Source organism: Agromyces humatus, from assembly GCF_021228295.1.
Classification (GTDB): domain Bacteria; phylum Actinomycetota; class Actinomycetes; order Actinomycetales; family Microbacteriaceae; genus Agromyces; species Agromyces humatus.
The window spans coordinates 271,411-291,450 of record NZ_JAJQPD010000001.1; the positions used below are offsets into that span (position 1 = coordinate 271,411).

A 20,040-nucleotide genomic window follows, 5' to 3' on the forward strand; every position below is an offset into this window, starting at 1 on the left:
GCACCCCTAACGTGGCTCGAAAGCTGCGGCGGGCCCGCACACCCGACCACTGAGGAGACTTCGATGAGCAACACCGCCGACTGGCGCTTCGAGACCAGGCAGGTGCACTCCGGCGCCGCGCCCGACCCGACGACGCACGCCCGGGCCACCCCGATCTACCAGACCACGTCGTACGTGTTCGACAGTTCCGAGCACGCGAAGAACCTCTTCGCGCTCGCCGAGTTCGGCAACATCTACACGCGCATCCAGAACCCGACCCAGGCGGTCGTCGAAGAGCGCGTCGCGGCGCTCGAGGGCGGCACCGGAGCGCTGCTCGTCGCGTCGGGCCAGGCGGCCGAGACGTTCGCCGTGCTGAACATCGCGCAGGCGGGCGACCACATCGTCTCGTCCTCGTCGATCTACGGCGGCACGTACAACCTCTTCAAGTACACGCTCGCGAAGCTCGGCATCGAGACCACGTTCGTCGAGCACCAGGACGACATCGACGAGTGGCGCCGCGCGGTGCGGCCGAACACGAAGCTGTTCTTCGCCGAGACCATCGGCAACCCCAAGATCAACGTGCTCGACATCCGCTCGGTCGCCGACGCCGCGCACGAGGCCGGCGTGCCCCTCATCGTCGACAACACGATCGCGACGCCCTACCTCATCCGTCCGTTCGAGCACGGCGCCGACATCGTCCTGCACTCGGCGACGAAGTTCCTCGGCGGCCACGGCACGACCATCGGCGGCGTCATCGTCGACGGCGGAACGTTCGAATGGTCGAAGAACGTCGAGAAGTTCCCCGGCCTGACCGAGCCCGACCCGTCGTATCACGGCGCGAGCTACACGGCGGCGGTCGGCGACGGTCTCGCCTACATCATCAAGGCACGCGTGCAGTTGCTGCGCGACCTCGGCGCGGCCATCTCGCCGAACAGCGCGTGGCTGCTCATCCAGGGCATCGAGACCCTGTCGCTGCGCATCGAACGGCATGTCCAGAACGCGCAGGAGATCGCCGAGTGGCTCGACAGCCACCCCGACGTCGCGAGCGTCAACTACTCGGGCCTGCCCTCGAGCCCGTGGTATGCCGCCGCCAACACGTATGCGCCCAAGGGCGTCGGCGCGGTGCTGTCGTTCGAGCTCAAGGGCGGCGTCGACTCGGGCCGCGCCTTCGTCGACAACCTCGCCCTGTTCAGCCACCTCGCGAACATCGGCGACGTGCGCTCGCTGGTCATCCACCCGGCCTCGACGACGCACTCGCAGCTGACCCCCGAGCAGCAGCTCACGGCCGGTGTCACGCCCGGACTCGTGCGCCTCTCGGTCGGCATCGAGAACATCGACGACCTCAAGGCCGACCTCGAGGTGGGCCTCGCCGCCGCTCGCGCCGCCACCGAGGCTGCGCGCGTCTGACCGATCGCACCGACACGCGGATGCCGCGGGCCGCACCGGCTCGCGGCATCCGCGTTTCTCGTCCCAACCGCTGTAACAATGTCCCGCGGCGCCGCCCGGTTCGGGAGAATCGAAGCATGGACTGGCAGACGCAGGCGAACACCGTGCCCGCGAGCATCGTGCCCGAGGCGCGTGCGCTCGCGATGCTCGGGCGGCGAGCGCCTGCGACCGGCGCCTGGCGCGAGGGCGATCCCGTCGGCGACCGCCGGTTCATCGGAATCGGCGATCTCGAGCTCGAATCGGGCCGCGTGCTTCCCGGCGTGCAGATCGCCTACGAGCAGTGGGGCACGCTCGCGGACGCGCGCGACAACGCGATCCTCGTGCTGCACGCGCTCACCGGCGACAGCCATGTCGCGGGTGCCGCCGGGCCGGCGCATCCGAGCTCGGGCTGGTGGCCGGGCATCGTCGGCCCGGGCCTCGCGATCGACACCGACCGCTGGTTCGTGCTCGCGCCGAACGTCATCGGCGGTTGCCAGGGCTCGACCGGCCCCGCGTCGCTCGCACCCGATCGCGCCGAGTGGGGGGCGAGGTTCCCGTTCCTCACGATCCGCGACCAGGTGCGCGCTCAGCTCGCGTTCGCCGGGAGCCTCGGCATCGAGCGGTTCGCGGCGGTCGTGGGCGGTTCGATGGGCGCCATGCACGTGCTCGAGTTGGCGATCGAGGCACCCGACGCGGTCGAGCGCATCGCGGTGCTCGCCGGGCCCCCGTCGACCACGGCCGACCAGATCGCCCTGAACTCCGTGCAGATCGAGGCGATCCGCTCCGACCCCGCGTTCCGTGGCGGGGCCTACTACGACGCCCCCGACGGCGAAGGTCCCACGCGCGGGCTTTCGCTCGCCCGCCGCATGGCGATGCTCAACTACCGCACGGCCGCGGAGCTCAACGACCGCTTCGAGCGCGCCTGGCAGTCCGACCTCGACCCGCTCGGCGGCGACGGGCGGTTCGCGGTCGAGTCCTACCTCGACTTCCACGGCAACAAGTTCACGCGCCGGTTCGACGCGAACAGCTACATCGTGCTCACCGAGGCGATGAACTCGCACGACATCGGCAGGGGGCGCGGCGGCATCGGGGCCGCCCTCGCCCGCATCGAGGCGCGCAGCCTCGTGCTCGGCATCGACAGCGATCGCTACTTCCCCCTCAGCGGGCAGCGTGAGATCGCGGCACAGCTTCGGCATAGCGTGCACGGCGATTCGCCGGTCGTCGTCACCTCCGAGTACGGGCACGACGCCTTCCTCATCGAGGACGACGCGGTCGGCGCGGCACTCGCCCGCCTGCTGACGGCGTGATCCGCGCGACTGGGCTAAGGTTCGAAAGAGGCGGATGGCCCGGCCTGCGCCGTCACGCAAGGGGGTGTCCATGAAGCGCATCCAGAAGGAACGCGATCGACTGCTGCGCAGGCTCGCTCGCATCTGCGGCATGACGGGCGCCGTCGGCGGCCTGTTGTGCGTGCTCGTGCCCGGCACTGCCACCGGGATCCAGTTCGCCGCGGCCGCGCTGCTCTGCGTCGCCGCTGGCGCGCTCGTGTTCCTGCACACCGAACACGGCGGGGCGCCGACGGCGCTGGGCGTCGTCGGCGCGTCGGCTGCCCTGATCGCCGTGCTCGCGACGTCGCCCGTGCTCGACCCGGTCGCGTTGACCGCGGTGTCCGTCACCGCGTCGGTCACCGCGCCGTCGGTCGCGATCACCCTGGTCGTCCGTCGCCGCGGGCCCTCGCTCGTGTTCGCGCTCGCCGCCGTCATCGTCGCGACCCTCCTCGTCTTCTTCGGCGTCGGCGGGCACCCCATACCCGTCGTGCTCATCTCGACGATCGCGGGCTGGGCTGCGGCCGCGTCGCTCGCACTCGCGCTAAACGCGGCCATCTCCCGCGCCGCTGCGCGGATCGAGGAGGTCGGGCGCGCCCATCAGGCCGAGCGGCTCGCGAGCGAGCTCGAGGCTCGCCAGCGTCAGGACGCCCGGGTGCTGCACGACACCGTCCTCGCGACGCTCAGCCTGCTCGCCCACTCGGGCGTCGGCGTCGGCGTCGGCGCACTCCGACAGCAGGCCGGCGACGACGCGCGGCTGCTCAAGCAGCTCCGGCTCGGCGCGTCACTCGACACGGCGTCCGACGCGATCTTCTCCCCCGACTCCGATGAGGACATCCTCGGAACGACCTTCGAGTCGGTGCGGCAGCGCTTCGCCCGCATGGGCCTCGACGTCAACTGGCACGGCGCCGGCCAGCTCGCACTGCCGCGCGAGACCCTCGACGCACTCCTCGGCGCGCTCGGCGAGTGCCTCGAGAACGTACGCCGGCATTCGGGAGTCAACGAGGCCGACGTCACCGTCACCGATGACGAGCGCACGGTGCGGGCGATGGTCACCGACGCGGGCAACGGGTTCGAACCCGAGACCGTGAGCAGTGGCCGGCTCGGCTACGCGGAGTCGGTGGTCGGTCGGCTGAGCACCGTCGGCGGGCGGGCGCGAGTCTTCTCGTCGCCGGGTTCGGGAACCACCGTGATGCTCGAGGTGCCGAAGCCGTGAACGCCGCATCGACCCGCGCCGACTCGCAGCCGTTCCGCCGGCCGAATCGCTCCGCCCTCGCGGCGGGCGATGTCCGCGAGCGTCATGGGGGGCGCCGCCTCGCCACCGGCGTCACCATCACCGCCGCCATCGTCATCCTCGCCGATCTGCTGCGAGCCGTGTTGCTGGCACCGTTCTACCCCATCGGAATCGGGCCGTGGGCGGCGTGGCTCTCGCTTGCCGCGATCCTCGCCGTCGGCGTCGCCTCCCGCCTGGTCTCGCGCTCGAACCCGCTCCCCGATTGGCTCTACGTCATCCTGCTGGTCGCGCTCGCGGTACCGGTGTGGCTCGACGTGGCCGCGACATGGGGGTATCTCGACCGCGGTGTGACTCCCACCGCCGCGGCGGCCGCCGGGGCCGTGCTCATCCCGGTCGCGGCGATCCGCGGCACGCGTGTACCGCTCGCGGTCGCGTGCGCGATCGGCGTCGTCATCGCGACGTCGACGCTCCTGCAGGCGGGAGTCGCCGGCGAATACACGGTCGTGGGGCTCGCCGTCGCCGTGTCAGCGGTGCTGCCGACGCTGCTGGCGGTCTTCGCGATCAGCGGATTCCGCTCACTCGTCGGCCGCGAGCTCGACCTCTCGCTCGTGCAGAGCACCGTGTCGACCGCACCGTCCGCCGTCGGCATGCAGGCGTCCGAGGAACTCGCGAAGCTCGACTTCGATGCCGAGACACTGCTCGACGACGTCGGCTCCGGGCGCATCGCGATCCCGCTCCCGACAGCCGCTGCCGAGCGGGCGGCAGCCGTCGCGGCCAGGCTCCGGGCCCGCCTCATCGAGGGGCGCACCGACACCTGGTTGAAGCATGCGGTGCTCGAATCGGCGTATCTCAGCAACCGTGTCGTGCTCGACGATCCCGAGGGTGCTGCGGGCCTGCTCTCGCAGCAGCAGCGCGACGGCCTGCTGCTCGCGCTCTGGCTGCTGGTCGGCGAGCGTCGCAAGGGCCCGGCGGAACCGATCTCGGTCGAACTGCGGTCCCCGGCGACCGACGACGACCACGCGTCACCTTCCGTCGTCGAGATCGACATCGAAGTGTTCGGTGTCGTCCTGCGGCGTCTCGACCCGGCGACGTGGGAGGCTGTGGATAGTGTCGGAAGACACGATCTCGTCGCGGGAGGCGAATCCTTCCGCATCGAGCTCGAATGCCAGGTGAACTTCACGTCATCGGCAAGTGCAACGGCCGCACGAAGCGCGGCCAATCCGAGGGGGAGCTGAATGGCCGACACCGCAGATCCGATCAGACTCGCGATCGTCGACGATCACCGCATGCTGCTCGGCGCGCTCTCCGAATGGCTCCGCGGAGCATCCTCCGAGATCGATCTCGTCGCGGCGGTGCCGTCGTGGTCCGAGTTGCTCGCCCACCCCGATTTCCCGGTCGACGTCGTACTGCTCGACCTCGACCTGCGCGACAACATCCCCATCTCGCTGAAGCTGTCGATGCTGAAATCGGCCGGCGTGAAGACCATGCTCATGAGCAACTACTCCGAGGCCGCCGTCGTGCGCGAGGCGCTCAGCGCCGGCGCGCTCGGCTACCTCGTGAAGTCCGAGCCGGTCGAGTCCATCATCGAGGCGATCCGGGCCGCGGGTCTCGGCGATTCGTACCTCACCCCCGAACTCGAGCAGGCGCTGCTCGACGACGGCACGGTGCCCAAGCTCTCGGCGCAGGAACGCCGGGTCATGGCGCTCTACGGGGCCGGCCAGCCGGTGAAGGCCGTGGCGTTCCAGCTCGGCATCTCCGAAGAGACCGCCAAGAGCTATCTCAAGCGCATCCGAGAGAAGTACCGGGCCTCGGGCTACGACGTGGGCACGAAGGTCGCGCTGCGCAAGCGCGCCATCCTCGACGGAATCCTGCTGCAGTCCGACTGAGCCGCCCGCGGTTCAGGCGTCCACCGCCTCCATCGCGCCAGTCGTCGCATAGGGCACGACCACGCCGTTGCGACCCCTCGCGCGGTCGAGCGCGAACGAGCCGAGCGAGAGGGCGACGCCGACGAGCGTGAGTACGAGCCCGATCCACACCGGAGCGACGTACCCGAGCCCGGCTGCGATGGCGAGACCGCCGAAGAGCGCACCGAGGCTGTTGCCGATGTTGAGGGCCGAGTGATTGAGCGCCGCGGCGATCGACTGGCTGTCGCGCGCGACGTCCATGAGGCGTGCCTGGATCGTCGGGGAGAGCGCAGCGGATGCCCCGCCGACGAGGAACACGCCGACGAGGAGTCCCACGACTGTGGTGGCGGTGAAGCCGAGCAGCACGAGGGCCCCCGCGAGGATCGCGAAGAAGAGGTACATCGACCGACGCACGCTCCAGTCGGCCAGCCTGCCGCCGACGATGTTGCCGACGGTCATGCCGAGCCCGATGACGATCAGCACGATCGGCACGAACTCGGGCGGGAGTCCGGTGACGTCGGTCGCGAGCGGTGCGACGTACGTGTAGACGGCGAAGAGCCCGCCGAACCCGATCGCCCCGATGCCGAGGGCGAACCACACCTGGGCGCGCGTGAACGCCCGCAACTCACGTGCGATCGTGGCGCCGGGGTCGCCGGCCTGCCATGGCACGGCGACGAGCACGGCGAGGAACGTGAGCGCGAAGATCGCGGCGACCGCGAGGTATGCGGTGCGCCATCCGGCGTTCTGGCCGAGCCAGGTGATGGCCGGCACCCCGATCACGTTGGCGATGGTCAGGCCCGAGAGCACGAGCGCCACGCCTCGGGCGCGCCGGCCCGGTCCCATGAGGCTCGCCGCGACGAGCGAGGCGATGCCGAAGTACGCGCCGTGCGGCAGCGCCGCGACGAATCGCGCGATGAGCACGAGTTCGAAGGTGGGCAGCACGGCCGATGCGACGGTGCCCAGGGTGAACGCGGTCAGCAGCACGAGCAGCAGTCGCTTGCGCGGCCAGCGCGCCGCGGCGGCGGCGATCGTCGGGGCACCGACGACGACGCCCAGTGCATAGGCCGAGATCATCCACCCGGCGTTGGCGTTGGCGTCGGCGGGCGAGGCGGTGTAGAGCGCCGGGAACAGGTCCTGCGCGATGTCGGGAAGCAGCCCCATGACGACGAACTCGGTCGATCCGATGCCGAAGCCGCCGAGTGCGAGCGCGAGGAGCGCGAAACGAACACGGGCCGGCGACAACGTCGTCGGCCCGTCGATTGGGAGGGTCACCCGCCGATTCTCGCACAGATCGAATCGATTCGACAGCCGTGCGGCTCCACGGCCGGATCTCCACGAACCGCGCTGCAGCCGCACCTGATACCGGTGCGAGCCGAGTCAGGCGACGCCCTCGCTCGCACCGTCGATCGCGGTTTCGAGCCGCTGGATCTTTGCGTCGAGCTCACCGGAGTAGCCCGGTCGGATATCGGCTTTCAGCACGAGCGACACCCTCGATCCGTATTCGCCGACCGCCTCCGTCGCACGGCGGACGACGTCGAAGACTTCGTCCCATTCGCCCTCGAGCTCGGTGAACATCGACGTCGTCCGGTTCGGGAGCCCCGACTCGCGAACGATCCTCACGGCCGCCGCGACAGCGTCGTGAACGGATCCGTCGGCGCTGCCCGTGCCGCTCGGCGCGACTGAGAATGCGACAAGCATCGGCCCTACCCCTCACTCACCTGTTTCGGTCTCCCAGCCTGCCACACGGCGCGCAGCGACCACACGAGCATCGCGATCAGCAGGCCCGACTTCACTGTGAGCAGGAACACGAACGCCGGATTCGCGATGAGCAGCCAACCGTACCAATACGGGTAGATGATGTGGGTCACCAGCGCCACGGCGCCGGCGAGCGCGGCGGGCACCGCGAACCGCGCGGGCCGGTACACCAGGCCCAGGATGACCGGCGCCGCGAGCCACGTCGCGAACTGCGGCGATCCCACCTTGTTGGCCACCATGAGCACGACGACGAACCCGAGCGAGAGGGGGGCGAGCAGTTCGCCGAGGTGCGCGCGCCGCAGCGCGGCGCGCACGCCGAACAGCACGATCACCGCCACCCCGACGATCATGAGGGGGGTCGTGAGGGCGGCGGCGACATCCGCGCCCGGGCCTTCGATCTGGAATGTCAGGATGTCGCGGTCGTACACGATCGTGACGTCCTTCGCTCCCGCCACGATCTGCCAGAGCCAGGCCGTCGCGAGCGGCGCCTCGATCTGCAGGCCGCGGCCCGCCTGCTCGACGATGAAGCCGATGGCATTCGCCCCCGCCCCGGCGACGATGCTCACCGCGAGGATGCCGACGCTGAGCGCGGCCGCGACGGTGACGACCTCGACGCGACGGCGCGCCGCGATGACCAGTGCGGCGACGAGCGCGGCGGGCCACACCTTCACCCAGGCGCCGACGGTGAGCAGCACGGCGGCGACCCGCGGTCGCGAGGCGGCGAAGAGCAGCCCCGTGATCGCGATCGGCACGGTGATCGCATCGATCCGACCGAGCGCGATCGGGCCCAGCACGGCGAGGAATCCCACCCACCACCAGGCGGCGATGCGCCTCGTGCGGGAGAGCCGCGCGCTGCCGAGCAGGATCGAGAACGCGATGGCGTCGAGCACGCTGACGATTGCCAGCCAGGTCTGGGCATACCATTCGCTGCCGAGGGCGAGCGCCGCCGTCATCGGCGCGAAGGCGAGGATAGGGTAGACCCACGGCACGTCGATGCCCATGCGCACGAGCCCGTCGACGGCGTTCTCGGCCCAGACGCGGTACACCGAGGTGACATCGCCGAGCGGTTGGCCCTGGCCGTACAGGTTGAGCGCGATGAGCGCGACGTGCACGACGGCGAACCCGGTCCACAGCGCGGCACGCCCCCCGAGGAAGCGCCGGACCGCACCGGCCGTACGTACGGTCGCCTCGCGCTCGCCTCCCAGAGTCACGACGACGAGCCTAACGGAGCGCCGCATTCCGCCACGGTGCGCCACGACGACGCGTGCCGTGTTCAGCGCGTGAGCAGCGAGCCGATCACGCCGGGCAACGCCGCGGCGATGTCGAGCGCGACGATCGGGCCGCCGCCGACGACGCCGCTCGCGCGCCTGGCCGCCTCGCCGTGCACCCACGCCGCCGTCGCGGCGAGCTTCGCGAGCACCTCGGCGTCGACGGCGAGTGCGTCGTGGTTCGTCGCGACGAGCGCACCGAGGATGCCACCGAGGATGTCGCCGCTGCCGGCGGTCGCGAGCCGGTGCGTCGGCGCCGTCACGACGTAGGCGTCGCGGTCGGGATCGACGATGCGGGTGACCGCACCCTTCAGCAGCACTGCGACGCCGAGTTCGCGCGCGGCCCGCTCGGCCCAGGCAGCCGGGTCGGCCCGCACGTCGACGACGCTCGCATCGAGCTCGCGAGCGGTGAGCAGGTTCGCGAGTTCACGCGCGTGCGGTGTGATCACGGTGGGGGCCGTGTGCGTGCCGACGAGGTCGAGCCCGCCGGCGTCGAGCACGACGGGCACGCGCGAGGCGAGCGCGCGCTGCAGGTCGCCCTGCAGCACGAACGAACGCCGGCGCGGGTCGATGCCCGACCCGACGAGCCAGCCCTGCACGCGCCCGGACACCGTCACGGTCTCGGGTCGCTGCGCCAGCACTGCGGTGCGCACCGGGCGGGGTCCGCTGTAGCGGACCATGCCGGCGCCTGCGCGCCACGCGGCCTCGACTCCGAGCACGGCTGCGCCGGGATAGTCGGGCGACCCGGTGATCACCCCGAGCACGCCGCGGGAGTACTTGTCATCGTCGGTCGTCGGCGGCGCGATCCACTCGATGCAATCGGCTGCTGTCCACTCCCGCCACGACACGCTCATACTCCAACGATAGGTTGAGGGGGATGTCCACGTCAGCCCTCGCTCCGATCAGCCTCACACCCCGCGTCGTCGTCTTCGACTACGGCGAGGTCATCTCGCGCGCTCCGGGCGCCGCCGAACAGGCGGAGCTGCTCGCACGGGCCGGCGTCGAGGCCGACCCGTTCTGGACGGCGTACTGGTCGCACCGCGAGGGCCTCGACCGGGGCACCACCTCGATCGACGCCTACTGGCAGGCCGTCGCGCGCGATGTCGGCGCCGCGTGGAACCCGATCGACGTGCATGAGCTGTGGGCCATCGATCATCGCAGCTGGCTGTCGGTCGACCCCGGCACGCTGCGCGTCCTGGACGCGCTCGTCGCGGGCGGCACGCGCCTCGCGCTGCTCTCGAACGCCGGCGCAGACTTCGCGGGGTGGCTCCGCCACGGTTCGTTCGCACCGCTCTTCGAGCGCGTGTTCGTCAGCGGCGAGCTGGGCCTCGTCAAGCCCGAGCCCGAGATCTACCGGCACGCGATGGCCGAGCTCGGCATCGAGCCCGCCGATCTGCTCTTCGTCGACAACCGGGCCGAGAACGTCGCGGGTGCGCGCGCCGTCGGCGGCGACGGACACGTCTTCGCCGATGCCAGCGAGCTCGAGGCCTGGCTTCGGGGTCTCGCATGAGCGCGACCGACGCCGTCGAGACGACGGCTGCCCTGTCGCTCGACGAGACGAGCGGGTCGACTGTTGCCGCAGCGGGGCTCTTCACCCCCATCACGATCCGTGGCCTCACGATGCGCAACCGGGTCTGGGTGCCGCCGCTGTGCCAGTACTCGGTCGACGCCCGCGACGGCGTGCCGAACGACTGGCACCTGGTGCATCTCGGCGCGATGGCGGCCGGAGGCGCCGGCCTCATCATGGCCGAGGCCACGGCGGTGAACCCCGAAGGGCGCATCTCCGACCACGACACGGGGCTCTGGAACGATGCGCAGGCCGAGGCCTGGGCACGGATCGTGCGATTCATCCGGTCGCAGGGTGCCGCGGCGGGCGTGCAGCTCGCGCACGCCGGTCGTAAGGCGTCGATCTGGCCCGAACCGACGCGGCGCCGTGGCTCGCAGCCGCTCGACCTGGGAGGTTGGCCGACGGTATCGGCCTCGGCGGTCGCCTTCGACGGGCTGCGCGAGCCGGCCGCGCTCGACGAGGCGGGCATCGCCGCGGTGATCGACGACTTCCGCACCGCCGCCCGGCGCGCTGCCGACGCGGGTTTCGACCTCGTCGAGGTCCACGCCGCCCACGGCTACCTCGTGCATCAGTTCCTCTCGCCACTGTCGAACCTGCGCGCCGACGACTGGGGCGGCAGTCTCGAGAACCGCGCCCGGCTGCTGCTCGAGATCGTGCGGGCGGTGCGCGCCGAGGTCGGTGAGGCGATGCCGGTGTTCGTTCGCTTCTCGGCGACCGACTGGACCCCCGGCGGATGGGACGAGGCCCAGACCGCCACCGTGGCGGGCTGGGCATCCGATGCCGGCGCCGACTTCTTCGACATCTCGACGGGCGGCCTCGTCGCGTCCGCCGACATCCCGATCGGCCCCGCCTACCAGGCGCATTTCGCCGAGTACGTCGGCGAGCGATCGGATGTCCCGGTCTCAGCCGTGGGCCGCATCACGAACGCGCGGCACGCCGACGAGCTCGTCGCGACCGGTCGAGCCGATGCCGTGATGTTCGGCAAGGCGATGATGCGCGATCCGCACTTCGCCCTGCGCGCCGCCCACGAACTGGGTGCGGGCTCGACGATGTGGCCCGTGCAGTACCTGCGCGCGAGGCCCGAGGTGAACGACGGAGAGTGGTGATCGGGTCGAGCACCCTCAGGGGCGCTGACCGATGGCGATGATGTTCCCCTCGCTGTCGTTGAACCACGCGGTGCGGATGCCGCCGAGGTCGGCGACGCCGTCGACGGTCTTCAGGCCCGGCAGGTCGTAGTCGAGGAAGGTGACGCCGCGCTCGCGCAGTGCCGCGGCGTCACCGTCGAAGTCCTCGGTGTCGATGCCGAACGCCGTGTTCTTCGCGGTGCCGGCGAACTGCGTCTCGTAGACGAGCACGGGCGTGCCGCCGAACTGGAACATGACTCCGCCCTCGTTGGTCATGTCCGGCTCGAGACCGAACACGTCCTTCCACCACTTCACCGCCCGCTCGAGATCCGAGGCCGGAAGAACGCCGTAGCACTGCATCTTTTCGAACATGAGAACCCCTCGCCTTTGTGGACGGAGAGCATTCTACGCCCGCTCGGACTCCGTCACACGATCGATCTCGCGCGCGATCGGGTGCCGACTCAGCCCCGCCGGGTCGCGTCCTGCACCTCGCCGACGAGTTCTTCGATGATGTCCTCGAGGAAGATCACGCCGGTCGCCGCACCGTCCTCGTCGAATGCCCGTGCCACGTGCGTCCCGAGCCGGCGCATCGTCGCGAGGGCGTCCTCGAGATCGGTGCCCTCGAAGATCGACACGAGCCGTCGCACCCGCTTCGCAGGGATCGGGTCGTCGAACTCGTCGTCGTCGAGGTCGAGCACGTCCTTCAGGTGCACATAGCCGTCGGGCTGGCCGTCGGTGCCGAGGATCGGGTACCGCGAGAAGCCGTGTCGCGCGACTGCCCGTTCGACGTCGCCCGGGGTGGCGCCCGGAGGAAGGCTCACGAGCGAGCCGACCGGCACCGCGACATCCTTCACGCGCTTCGTCGTGAACTCGAACGCCGCCGTGAGCGTGCCGCTCGCATCGTCGAGCACGCCCTCGCGACGTGACTGGTCGACGATGGTCTGCACCTCTTCGAGCGTGAACGTCGAGTTCGCCTCGCTCTTCGGCTCGACGCCGAAGAGACGCAGCACGCCGTTCGCCGTCGCATTCAGCGCGACGATGATCGGCTTGAAGACGCGTGCGATGAGGACGAGCGGCGGTGCGAGCAGCAACACGGCTCGATCGGGCAGCGTGAACGAGAGGTTCTTCGGCACCATCTCGCCGAACACGACGTGCAGGTACGACACGAGCAGGAGCGCGATCACGAACGCGATCGTCGAGATGACCTCGGGCGACCAGCCGGTGAGCTGCAACGGCACCTCGAGCAGGTGATGGATCGCCGGCTCCGACACGTTGAGGATGAGCAGCGAGCAGATGGTGATGCCGAGCTGGCTCATCGCGAGCATCAGCGTGGCGTGCTCCATGGCCCAGAGCGCGGTCTTGGCGCTTCGACTGCCCTGCTCGGCGAGCGGCTCGATCTGCGAGCGTCGCGCCGAGATGACCGCGAACTCCGCGCCCACGAAGAAGGCGTTCGCGGCCAGCAGGACGAACAGCCACGCGATTCCGACCCAGTCGCTCATCGCTCGGCCTCCTCGAGTTCGCCGGCCTGGAGCACCGGAGTCGGCTCGAAGCGCAACCGGTCGATGCGTCGCCCGTCGAGGCGCTGCACGCTGAGCGTGCCCTCGTCGATCGCGACCTCATCGCCGACGACGGGAAGCCGCCCGAGCTCGGCCATCACGAATCCGGCGACGGTCTCGTAGTCGCCGTTCTCGGGCACGTGGATGCCGGTGCGCTCGAGCAGTTCGTCGGGCCGCAGAATTCCGGGGAAGCTCACGATCTCGCCGCGCCGCACGATGCCGGCCCGGGTGCGGTCGTGCTCGTCGGCGACCTCGCCGACGAGTTCCTCGACGAGGTCCTCGAGGGTCGCGACCCCGGCCGTGCCGCCGTACTCGTCGACGACGACGGCCATCTGGAACCCGCGGCCGCGGAGCTCGCCGAGCAGCGCGTCGAGCTTGATGGTCTCGGGCACGCGCAACGCCTCGGACTGCAGCGCCGACGCCGGGACATCCGCTCGCCGTTCACGCGGCACCGCCACCGCCTGCTTGACGTGCACGATGCCGACGACGTCGTCGAGGTTCTCGTCGTACACCGGAAACCTCGAGAAGCCCGTCTGGCGTGCCAGCTCGAGCACCGACTCGGCGGGCTCCTGGCGTTGCACCGCCGCCACCCGCGGGCGCGGCGTCATGACGTCGGACGCGTCGTGGTCGGCGAAGCGGAGGGTGCGGCCGAGCAGCGTCGCCGTGTCGAGCTCGAGCAGGCCGGCGCTCGCCGAACGGCGCACGAGCGATGAGAGCTCCTCGGCCGAGCGCGCTCCCGAGAGCTCTTCCTTCGGTTCGATGCCCATCGCGCGCAGCAACGCGTTGGCGCTGCCGTTGAGGAGCGAGATCGCCGGCCGGAACACCCAGGTGAACGCCGACTGGAACGGGATCACGACCTTCGCCGTCGCGAGCGGCAGCGCCAGCGCGAAGTTCTTCGGCACGAGCTCGCCGATGATCATCGAGAGCAGCGTCGCGATGACGATCGCGGTCGTCGCACCGACCGGCCGCACGAGCGCCTCGGGCAGCCCGATCGCGGTCAGCGGGCCGGCGAGCAGCGAGGAGATCGCCGGCTCCATCGTGTACCCGGTGAGCAGCGTCGTGAGCGTGATGCCGAGCTGCGCACTCGACAGGTGCGTCGAGGTGATCTTGAGCGCCGAGATGGTCATGCCGAGCCGGGTCTCGCCCCTGGCGCGGCGCGCTTCGAGGTCGGCGCGATCGAGGTTGACGAGCGCGAACTCGCTCGCAACGAACAAGCCCGTGCCGATCGTGAGGAGGAATCCGATGCCGAGGAGTATCCACTCAGACAACGCAGCCTCCCCGATCAGTCACGGGCGAGGGTCTATGGCCGGGCGTATTCGCAGAGGGAGGATCGTCCATTGTCTGCCCAGTATATCCGGGCATTGCTGCTCATCCGACGGCCGAGCAGGCGCGCAGCGCCGTATCGAGACCATCGCTCGTGGCTCGATACGCTCGTCGTCGCAACTCGACCGATGACTTCTACCAGCTGACGGGGAGCGCCTTGCCCTCTTCGTAGCCGGCGGCCGACTGGATGCCGACGAGCGCGCGATCGCGGAACTCCTCGATCGAGCGCGCGCCCGCGTACGTGAACGAACTGCGCACGCCCGAGGTGATCATGTCGAGCAGGTCCTCGATCGAGGGGCGATGGGGATCGAGGTAGATCGACGACGACGAGATGCCCTCGGCGAACAGCTCTTTTCGGGCCAGTTCGTAGGGCGAGAGACGGTCGAACCGCTCGCGCACCGCCTTCGTCGACGCCATGCCCCAGCTCTCTTTGTAGAGACGGCCGGATGCATCGTGCCGAAGCGTTCCGGGAGCCTCGATGGTGCCCGCGAACCACGATCCGATCATCACCGACGCCGCACCGGCGGCGAGCGCGAGCGCCACGTCGCGCGGGTAGCGCACTCCCCCGTCGGCCCACACCGCGGCGCCCAGCTCGCGCGCCGCTTCGGCCGTCTCGAGCACCGCCGAGAACTGGGGTCGCCCGACCGCCGTCATCATGCGGGTCGTGCACATGGCCCCGGGGCCGACCCCCACCTTCAGCACGTCGGCGCCCGCGTCGACGAGGTCGGCGACCGCGTCGGCCGTGACGATGTTGCCCGCGACGATCGGAATGCCCAGCCCGAGGTCGCGCACGATCGACACGGCCCGGATCATTCCCTCCTGGTGCCCGTGCGCGGTGTCGATCACGAGCATGTCGACGCCGGCCGAGGCGAGCGCCTGCGCCTTCGCGGCGACGTCGCCGTTGATGCCGATCGCCGCGGCGACGCGCAGGCGCCCCGACGCGTCGACGTTCGGCTCGTAGATCGTGCCGCGCAGGGCGCTGCGCCGGCTCAACGTGCCGACGACCCGCCCGTGCTCGAGCACGGGCGCGAACTCGAGGTCGGCGTCGACCATCAGGTCGAAGGCCCGCCGCGGGGAGTCCACGTCGTCGGCATCGAGCGAGGCCATGCCGCCGTGCACGAGGTCGCCGAGCCGCGCATCGGGCAGGGCGGTCGCGAGACGCGACGCGGTGAGACATCCGACGTATCGATGCTTCGCATCGTGCAGCACGATGCCGTGGCCATCGAACGGAGGCAGCACCTCGAGCGCATCGGCGACGGTGGCGTCGGGGGCGAACGAATGGGGCGTGTCGAACCGCGGCGACTGCGACTTCACCGAGCGGATCGACTCGGCCAGGTCTTGCAGGTGCAGGTCCTGCGGCAGCACGCCGAGGCCACCGCGCCGGGCGAGGGTGGCTGCCAGGCGGGGCCCGGTGATCGAGTTCATGTTGGCCGAGACGATCGGCACGGTGGCCCCCGAGCCGTCGTCGGGAGCGAGCGAGACATCGAGCCGGCTGGTCACGCCCGACCGGCTCGGAACGAGGAACACGTCGGAGTACGTGAGGTCGTGGCTGGGGGTCGTCCGGTAGAACTCCATGGGCCTCACGCTACCGTCCGCCGGTGCCGGGAGCACCCGCACGGGGGTTAGGCTTGTCGAGGCGATCCGGTGGCTTGTCGTGCGCACCGGTCGATCGCCGCAGCAGGTTATCCAGCATCAACGGAGAGAGTGGGCGAGAGGCTGTGTCGAGCCAATTGACCGGAGCGGGAGCCGACGAAACGGCGTCGGGCGAATACGGAGCCAACGAGTGGCTCGTCGACGAGATGTACGCGAAGTTCCTCGCCGATCCCGACTCGGTCGACAAGTCCTGGTGGCCCGTGCTCGAGCAGTACGGCCGGCAGCCCGAGCAGGCGGCCGCCTCCGGCTCCGCCGCCGCTGAAGACGCACCCGCCTCCGCCGAGGCCCCGGCGCCCGCGGCCGATGCCCCGGCACCCGCGGCCGATGCCCCGGCACCCGCGGCCGATGCCCCGGCACCCGCGGCCGACGCGACTCCCGCGGCACCGGCCACCGCGCCCGTCCCGGTGATCAGCCAGACCCCCGCAGCACGCACCACCTCGGTGGCGCCGCGCACCGCTCCCGTGCCGGCCGACGTGCCGATCACGAGCCCGCAGCCGGTCATCGCCGAGACCCCGAGAGAAGACGAGGTCCTGCCCCTGCGCGGCCTCCCGAAGACCCTCGCGGCGAACATGGACGCGTCGCTGACGGTGCCGACCGCGACGAGCGTGCGCACCATCCCGGCCAAGCTCATGATCGACAACCGCATCGTGGTCAACAACCACCTGCGGCGCTCGCGCGGCGGCAAGGTGTCGTTCACGCACCTCATCGGCTGGGCACTCATCCAGGCGATCAAGGAGTTCCCGAGCCAGAACGTCTTCTACGCCGAGCCCGACGGCAAGCCGAGCGTCGTGAAGCCCGCGCACATCGGCCTCGGCATCGCCATCGACCTGCCGAAGCCCGACGGCAGCCGTGCGCTCCTCGTCCCCGCGATCAAGCGCGCCGAGACGATGAACTTCAACGAGTACCTCACCGCCTACGAAGACCTCGTGCAGCGCGCTCGCAAGAACAAGCTCACCGCCGACGACTTCTCCGGCGCGACGATCTCGCTCACGAACCCCGGCGGCATCGGCACCGTGCACTCCGTGCCGCGTCTCATGAAGGGCCAGGGTTGCATCATCGGCGCCGGCGCCCTCGAGTACCCCGCCGAGTTCCAGGGCGCGTCCGAGAAGACCCTCGCGAACCTCGCGATCGGCAAGACGATCACGCTCACCTCCACCTACGACCACCGCGTCATCCAGGGCGCGGGTTCAGGGGAGTTCCTCAAGAAGGTGCACGAGCTGCTCATCGGCCAGCGCCGGTTCTACGAGGACATCTTCGCCGAGCTGCGCCTGCCCTACGAGCCGATCCGCTGGGCGCCCGACATCTCGGTCGACATCGCGAGCGCCATCGACAAGACGGCGCGCGTGCAGGAGCTCATCAACTCGTTCCGCGTGCGCGGCCACATGATGGCCGACACCGACCCGCTCGAGTACACGCAGCGGTCGCACCCCGACCTCGACATCGCGAGCCACGGCCTCACCTTCTGGGACCTCGACCGCGAGTTCGTCACGGGCGGCTTCGGCGACAAGCGCACCATGCTGCTGCGCGACATCCTCGGCATCCTCCGCGACTCGTACTGCCGCACCATCGGCATCGAGTACATGCACATCCAAGACCCGGTGCAGCGCAAGTGGATCCAGAACGAGGTCGAGCGCAGCTACGAGAAGCCCACCCACGACGAGCAGATGCGCATCCTCGGCAAGCTCAACGAGGCCGAGGCGTTCGAGACCTTCCTGCAGACCAAGTACGTCGGCCAGAAGCGCTTCAGCCTCGAGGGCGGCGAGTCGGTCATCCCGCTGCTCGACGAGATCCTGCAGGGCGCCGCGAAGCAGGGACTCGACGAGGTCGCCATCGGCATGGCCCACCGGGGTCGCCTCAACGTGCTCACCAACATCGCCGGCAAGACCTACGGACAGGTGTTCCGCGAGTTCGAGGGCACGCAGGAGCCCAAGACCTTCTCGGGCTCGGGCGACGTGAAGTACCACCTCGGCACCGAGGGCACTTTCACCGCCGACGACGGCAACCAGATCCCGGTCTCGCTTGCCGCGAACCCGTCGCACCTCGAGGCCGTCGACGGGGTGCTCGAGGGCATCGTGCGCGCCAAGCAGGACCGAAAGCCCATCGGCACGTTCTCGATCCTGCCGATCCTCGTGCACGGCGATGCCGCCATGGCCGGCCAGGGCGTGGTGCTCGAGACGATGCAGATGTCGCAGCTTCGCGGCTATCGCACCGGCGGTACCGTGCACATCGTCGTGAACAACCAGGTCGGCTTCACGACCGTGCCGGGCGACGCGCGGTCGTCGATCTACTCGACCGATGTCGCCAAGACGATCCAGGCCCCGATCTTCCACGTGAACGGCGACGACCCCGAGGCGGTCGTGCGGGTGGCCGAGCTCGCGTTCCGTTACCGCCAGGAGTTCAAGCGCGACGTCGTCATCGACCTCGTCTGCTTCCGCCGCCGCGGTCACAACGAGGGCGACGACCCCTCGATGACGCAGCCGCTCATGTACAACCTCATCGAGGCCAAGCGCTCGGTGCGAAAGCTCTACACCGAGGCGCTCGTCGGTCGCGGCGACATCACCGAAGAAGAGTACGAAGAGGCGCACCGCGACTTCCAAGACCGCTTGGAACGCGCCTTCGCCGAGACCCATGCCGTGCAGACGGGCGCGATCACCGTCGTCGGCGCGACCGAGGGCTCGCATGAGCCCGAGGCCGCCGTCGGAGAGCCCGAGACGACCGGCGTCGCGCTCGAGGTCGTGCACACCATCGGCGACGCGTTCGACAACAAGCCCGCCGGGTTCACCGTGCATCCCAAGATCCAGCAGCTGCTCACGAAGCGCTTCGACATGAGCCGAAACGGCAAGATCGACTGGGGCTTCGGCGAGCTGCTCGCGCTCGGATCGCTGCTGCTCGAGGGCACTCCGGTGCGCTTCGCCGGCCAAGACGCCCGGCGCGGCACGTTCGTGCAGCGCCACGCCGTGCTGCACGACCGCGTGAACGGGCAGGAATGGCTGCCGCTGCAGTACCTCGCCGAGAACCAGGCTCGGTTCTGGATCTACGACTCGCTGCTGTCGGAGTACGCGGCGATGGGCTTCGAGTACGGCTACTCGGTCGAGCGCGCAGACGCGCTCGTGCTGTGGGAGGCCCAGTTCGGCGACTTCGCCAACGGCGCACAGACCATCATCGACGAGTTCATCTCGTCGGCCGAGCAGAAGTGGGGGCAGCGCTCGAGCGTGGTGCTCCTGCTGCCTCACGGCTACGAGGGCCAGGGCCCCGACCACTCGAGCGCCCGCATCGAGCGCTACCTGCAGATGTGCGCCGAGAACAACATGACGGTCGCCCGCCCGTCGACCCCTGCGTCGTACTTCCACCTGCTGCGACGCCAGGCGTACGCGCGGCCGCGCCGGCCGCTCGTGGTGTTCACTCCGAAGGCGATGCTGCGCCTGCGCGGGGCCACGAGCGAGGTGGCCGACTTCACGCTCGGCAAGTTCGAGCCGGTGCTCGACGACCCGCGCATCACCGACCGTTCGACGGTCAAGCGCGTCGTGTTCGTGTCGGGCAAGATCTACTACGACCTGATCAACGAACTCGAGAAGCAGCAGAACACCGAGATCGCCGTCGTCCGCCTCGAGCAGCTCTACCCGCTGCCCTCCGACGAGCTCAAGACGATCGCCGACGGCTATCCCGACGCCGAGCTCATGTGGGCGCAGGACGAGCCCGAGAATCAGGGCGCGTGGCCGTACTTCATCATCGAGACGAACAAGCTCGGGCCCCGTCCGGTCGAGGTCGTCGCCCGCGAGGCGGCGGCGTCGCCCGCGACGGGTTCTGCCAAGCGGCACGCGGTCGAGCAGGCCGAGCTCGTCCGTCGCGCCACCACACTCTGATCGTCGATCTCGACGGACGAAAGCGAGCGGATGCCGCGGGGCATCCGCTCGCTTCGTCGTTCCGGGG

General features: G+C 70.1%; 16 protein-coding genes. 8 read left to right on the top strand and 8 right to left on the bottom strand.

Annotation, left to right across the window (positions count from 1 at the left end):
- Window positions 1–63 precede the first annotated feature (63 nt).
- From LSF15_RS01285 to LSF15_RS01305, 5 genes are all read left to right on the top strand, one after another.
- The gene (locus LSF15_RS01285) at window positions 64–1,386 is read left to right on the top strand and encodes a bifunctional o-acetylhomoserine/o-acetylserine sulfhydrylase (RefSeq protein ID WP_232496713.1); all 1,323 of its coding nucleotides are present in this window, start codon (window positions 64–66) and stop codon (window positions 1,384–1,386) included.
- A gap of 116 nt (window positions 1,387–1,502) precedes the next feature.
- Window positions 1,503–2,711: a homoserine O-acetyltransferase MetX gene (gene metX / locus LSF15_RS01290; RefSeq protein WP_232496714.1), complete on the top strand. Its 1,209-nt coding sequence runs from the start codon at window positions 1,503–1,505 to the stop codon at window positions 2,709–2,711.
- A 70-nt stretch (window positions 2,712–2,781) separates the two neighbouring features.
- Window positions 2,782–3,942, top strand: coding sequence for a sensor histidine kinase (locus LSF15_RS01295; protein ID WP_232496715.1), 1,161 nt, complete (start codon window positions 2,782–2,784; stop codon window positions 3,940–3,942).
- Entirely contained in the window at window positions 3,939–5,195 is a 1,257-nt protein-coding gene (locus LSF15_RS01300) for a hypothetical protein (protein WP_232496716.1), read from the top strand. The genes LSF15_RS01295 and LSF15_RS01300 overlap by 4 nt, the downstream gene beginning before the upstream one ends.
- Window positions 5,196–5,846: a response regulator transcription factor gene (locus tag LSF15_RS01305; protein ID WP_232496717.1), complete on the top strand. Its 651-nt coding sequence runs from the start codon at window positions 5,196–5,198 to the stop codon at window positions 5,844–5,846.
- 12 nt (window positions 5,847–5,858) lie between these two features.
- On the opposite strand, the gene LSF15_RS01310 is transcribed toward LSF15_RS01305, so the two are convergent.
- The 4 genes from LSF15_RS01310 to LSF15_RS01325 form a co-directional block, all read right to left on the bottom strand.
- Window positions 5,859–7,136, bottom strand: coding sequence for an MFS transporter (locus tag LSF15_RS01310; protein ID WP_232496718.1), 1,278 nt, complete (start codon window positions 7,134–7,136; stop codon window positions 5,859–5,861).
- A 105-nt stretch (window positions 7,137–7,241) separates the two neighbouring features.
- A complete protein-coding gene (locus LSF15_RS01315; RefSeq protein ID WP_232496719.1) occupies window positions 7,242–7,562 on the bottom strand; it encodes a thiamine-binding protein in 321 nt (106 codons plus the stop codon).
- Window positions 7,563–7,567: 5 nt separating this feature from the next.
- A complete protein-coding gene (locus LSF15_RS01320) occupies window positions 7,568–8,830 on the bottom strand; it encodes a glycosyltransferase 87 family protein (RefSeq protein ID WP_232496720.1) in 1,263 nt (420 codons plus the stop codon).
- A 62-nt stretch (window positions 8,831–8,892) separates the two neighbouring features.
- A complete protein-coding gene (locus LSF15_RS01325; protein WP_232496721.1) occupies window positions 8,893–9,741 on the bottom strand; it encodes an ADP-dependent NAD(P)H-hydrate dehydratase in 849 nt (282 codons plus the stop codon).
- Between the two features lie 23 nt (window positions 9,742–9,764).
- Here LSF15_RS01325 and LSF15_RS01330 point away from each other — a divergent pair, with 23 nt between their 5' ends.
- On the top strand, window positions 9,765–10,397 hold the full coding sequence (locus LSF15_RS01330) for an HAD family hydrolase (protein WP_232496722.1): 633 nt from the start codon (window positions 9,765–9,767) through the stop codon (window positions 10,395–10,397).
- Window positions 10,394–11,560 carry an NADH:flavin oxidoreductase/NADH oxidase gene (locus tag LSF15_RS01335; protein ID WP_269756068.1) on the top strand — a complete coding sequence of 389 codons (1,167 nt, stop codon included), beginning with the start codon at window positions 10,394–10,396 and terminating at the stop codon, window positions 11,558–11,560. Before LSF15_RS01330 ends, LSF15_RS01335 begins: the two co-directional genes overlap by 4 nt.
- 15 nt (window positions 11,561–11,575) lie before the next feature.
- On the opposite strand, the gene LSF15_RS01340 is transcribed toward LSF15_RS01335, so the two are convergent.
- The 4 genes from LSF15_RS01340 to guaB1 form a co-directional block, all read right to left on the bottom strand.
- Window positions 11,576–11,950 carry a VOC family protein gene (locus tag LSF15_RS01340; RefSeq protein WP_232496723.1) on the bottom strand — a complete coding sequence of 125 codons (375 nt, stop codon included), beginning with the start codon at window positions 11,948–11,950 and terminating at the stop codon, window positions 11,576–11,578.
- An 89-nt stretch (window positions 11,951–12,039) separates the two neighbouring features.
- Complete coding sequence (locus LSF15_RS01345; RefSeq protein ID WP_232496724.1) at window positions 12,040–13,077, bottom strand: hemolysin family protein; 1,038 nt, start codon at window positions 13,075–13,077, stop codon at window positions 12,040–12,042.
- Window positions 13,074–14,402: a hemolysin family protein gene (locus LSF15_RS01350; RefSeq protein WP_232496725.1), complete on the bottom strand. Its 1,329-nt coding sequence runs from the start codon at window positions 14,400–14,402 to the stop codon at window positions 13,074–13,076. The genes LSF15_RS01345 and LSF15_RS01350 overlap by 4 nt, the downstream gene beginning before the upstream one ends.
- A gap of 190 nt (window positions 14,403–14,592) precedes the next feature.
- A complete protein-coding gene (guaB1, locus tag LSF15_RS01355) occupies window positions 14,593–16,032 on the bottom strand; it encodes a GMP reductase (RefSeq protein WP_232496726.1) in 1,440 nt (479 codons plus the stop codon).
- Between the two features lie 143 nt (window positions 16,033–16,175).
- Here guaB1 and LSF15_RS01360 point away from each other — a divergent pair, with 143 nt between their 5' ends.
- Window positions 16,176–19,973 (top strand): multifunctional oxoglutarate decarboxylase/oxoglutarate dehydrogenase thiamine pyrophosphate-binding subunit/dihydrolipoyllysine-residue succinyltransferase subunit, encoded by a 3,798-nt coding sequence (locus LSF15_RS01360; RefSeq protein ID WP_232496727.1) that lies wholly within the window; start codon window positions 16,176–16,178, stop codon window positions 19,971–19,973.
- Window positions 19,974–20,040 lie beyond the last annotated feature (67 nt).

Bases quoted from the DNA above. Each gene is read 5' to 3' on its own strand.
- LSF15_RS01285 (WP_232496713.1), top strand. From the start codon at position 64: ATGAGCAACACCGCCGACTGGCGCTTCGAGACCAGGCAGGTGCACTCC.
- metX (WP_232496714.1), top strand. From the start codon at position 1,503: ATGGACTGGCAGACGCAGGCGAACACCGTGCCCGCGAGCATCGTGCCC.
- LSF15_RS01295 (WP_232496715.1), top strand. From the start codon at position 2,782: ATGAAGCGCATCCAGAAGGAACGCGATCGACTGCTGCGCAGGCTCGCT.
- LSF15_RS01305 (WP_232496717.1), top strand. From the start codon at position 5,196: ATGGCCGACACCGCAGATCCGATCAGACTCGCGATCGTCGACGATCAC.
- LSF15_RS01315 (WP_232496719.1), bottom strand. From the start codon at position 7,562: ATGCTTGTCGCATTCTCAGTCGCGCCGAGCGGCACGGGCAGCGCCGAC.
- LSF15_RS01325 (WP_232496721.1), bottom strand. From the start codon at position 9,741: ATGAGCGTGTCGTGGCGGGAGTGGACAGCAGCCGATTGCATCGAGTGG.
- LSF15_RS01330 (WP_232496722.1), top strand. From the start codon at position 9,765: ATGTCCACGTCAGCCCTCGCTCCGATCAGCCTCACACCCCGCGTCGTC.
- LSF15_RS01335 (WP_269756068.1), top strand. From the start codon at position 10,394: ATGAGCGCGACCGACGCCGTCGAGACGACGGCTGCCCTGTCGCTCGAC.
- LSF15_RS01340 (WP_232496723.1), bottom strand. From the start codon at position 11,950: ATGTTCGAAAAGATGCAGTGCTACGGCGTTCTTCCGGCCTCGGATCTC.
- LSF15_RS01345 (WP_232496724.1), bottom strand. From the start codon at position 13,077: ATGAGCGACTGGGTCGGAATCGCGTGGCTGTTCGTCCTGCTGGCCGCG.
- guaB1 (WP_232496726.1), bottom strand. From the start codon at position 16,032: ATGGAGTTCTACCGGACGACCCCCAGCCACGACCTCACGTACTCCGAC.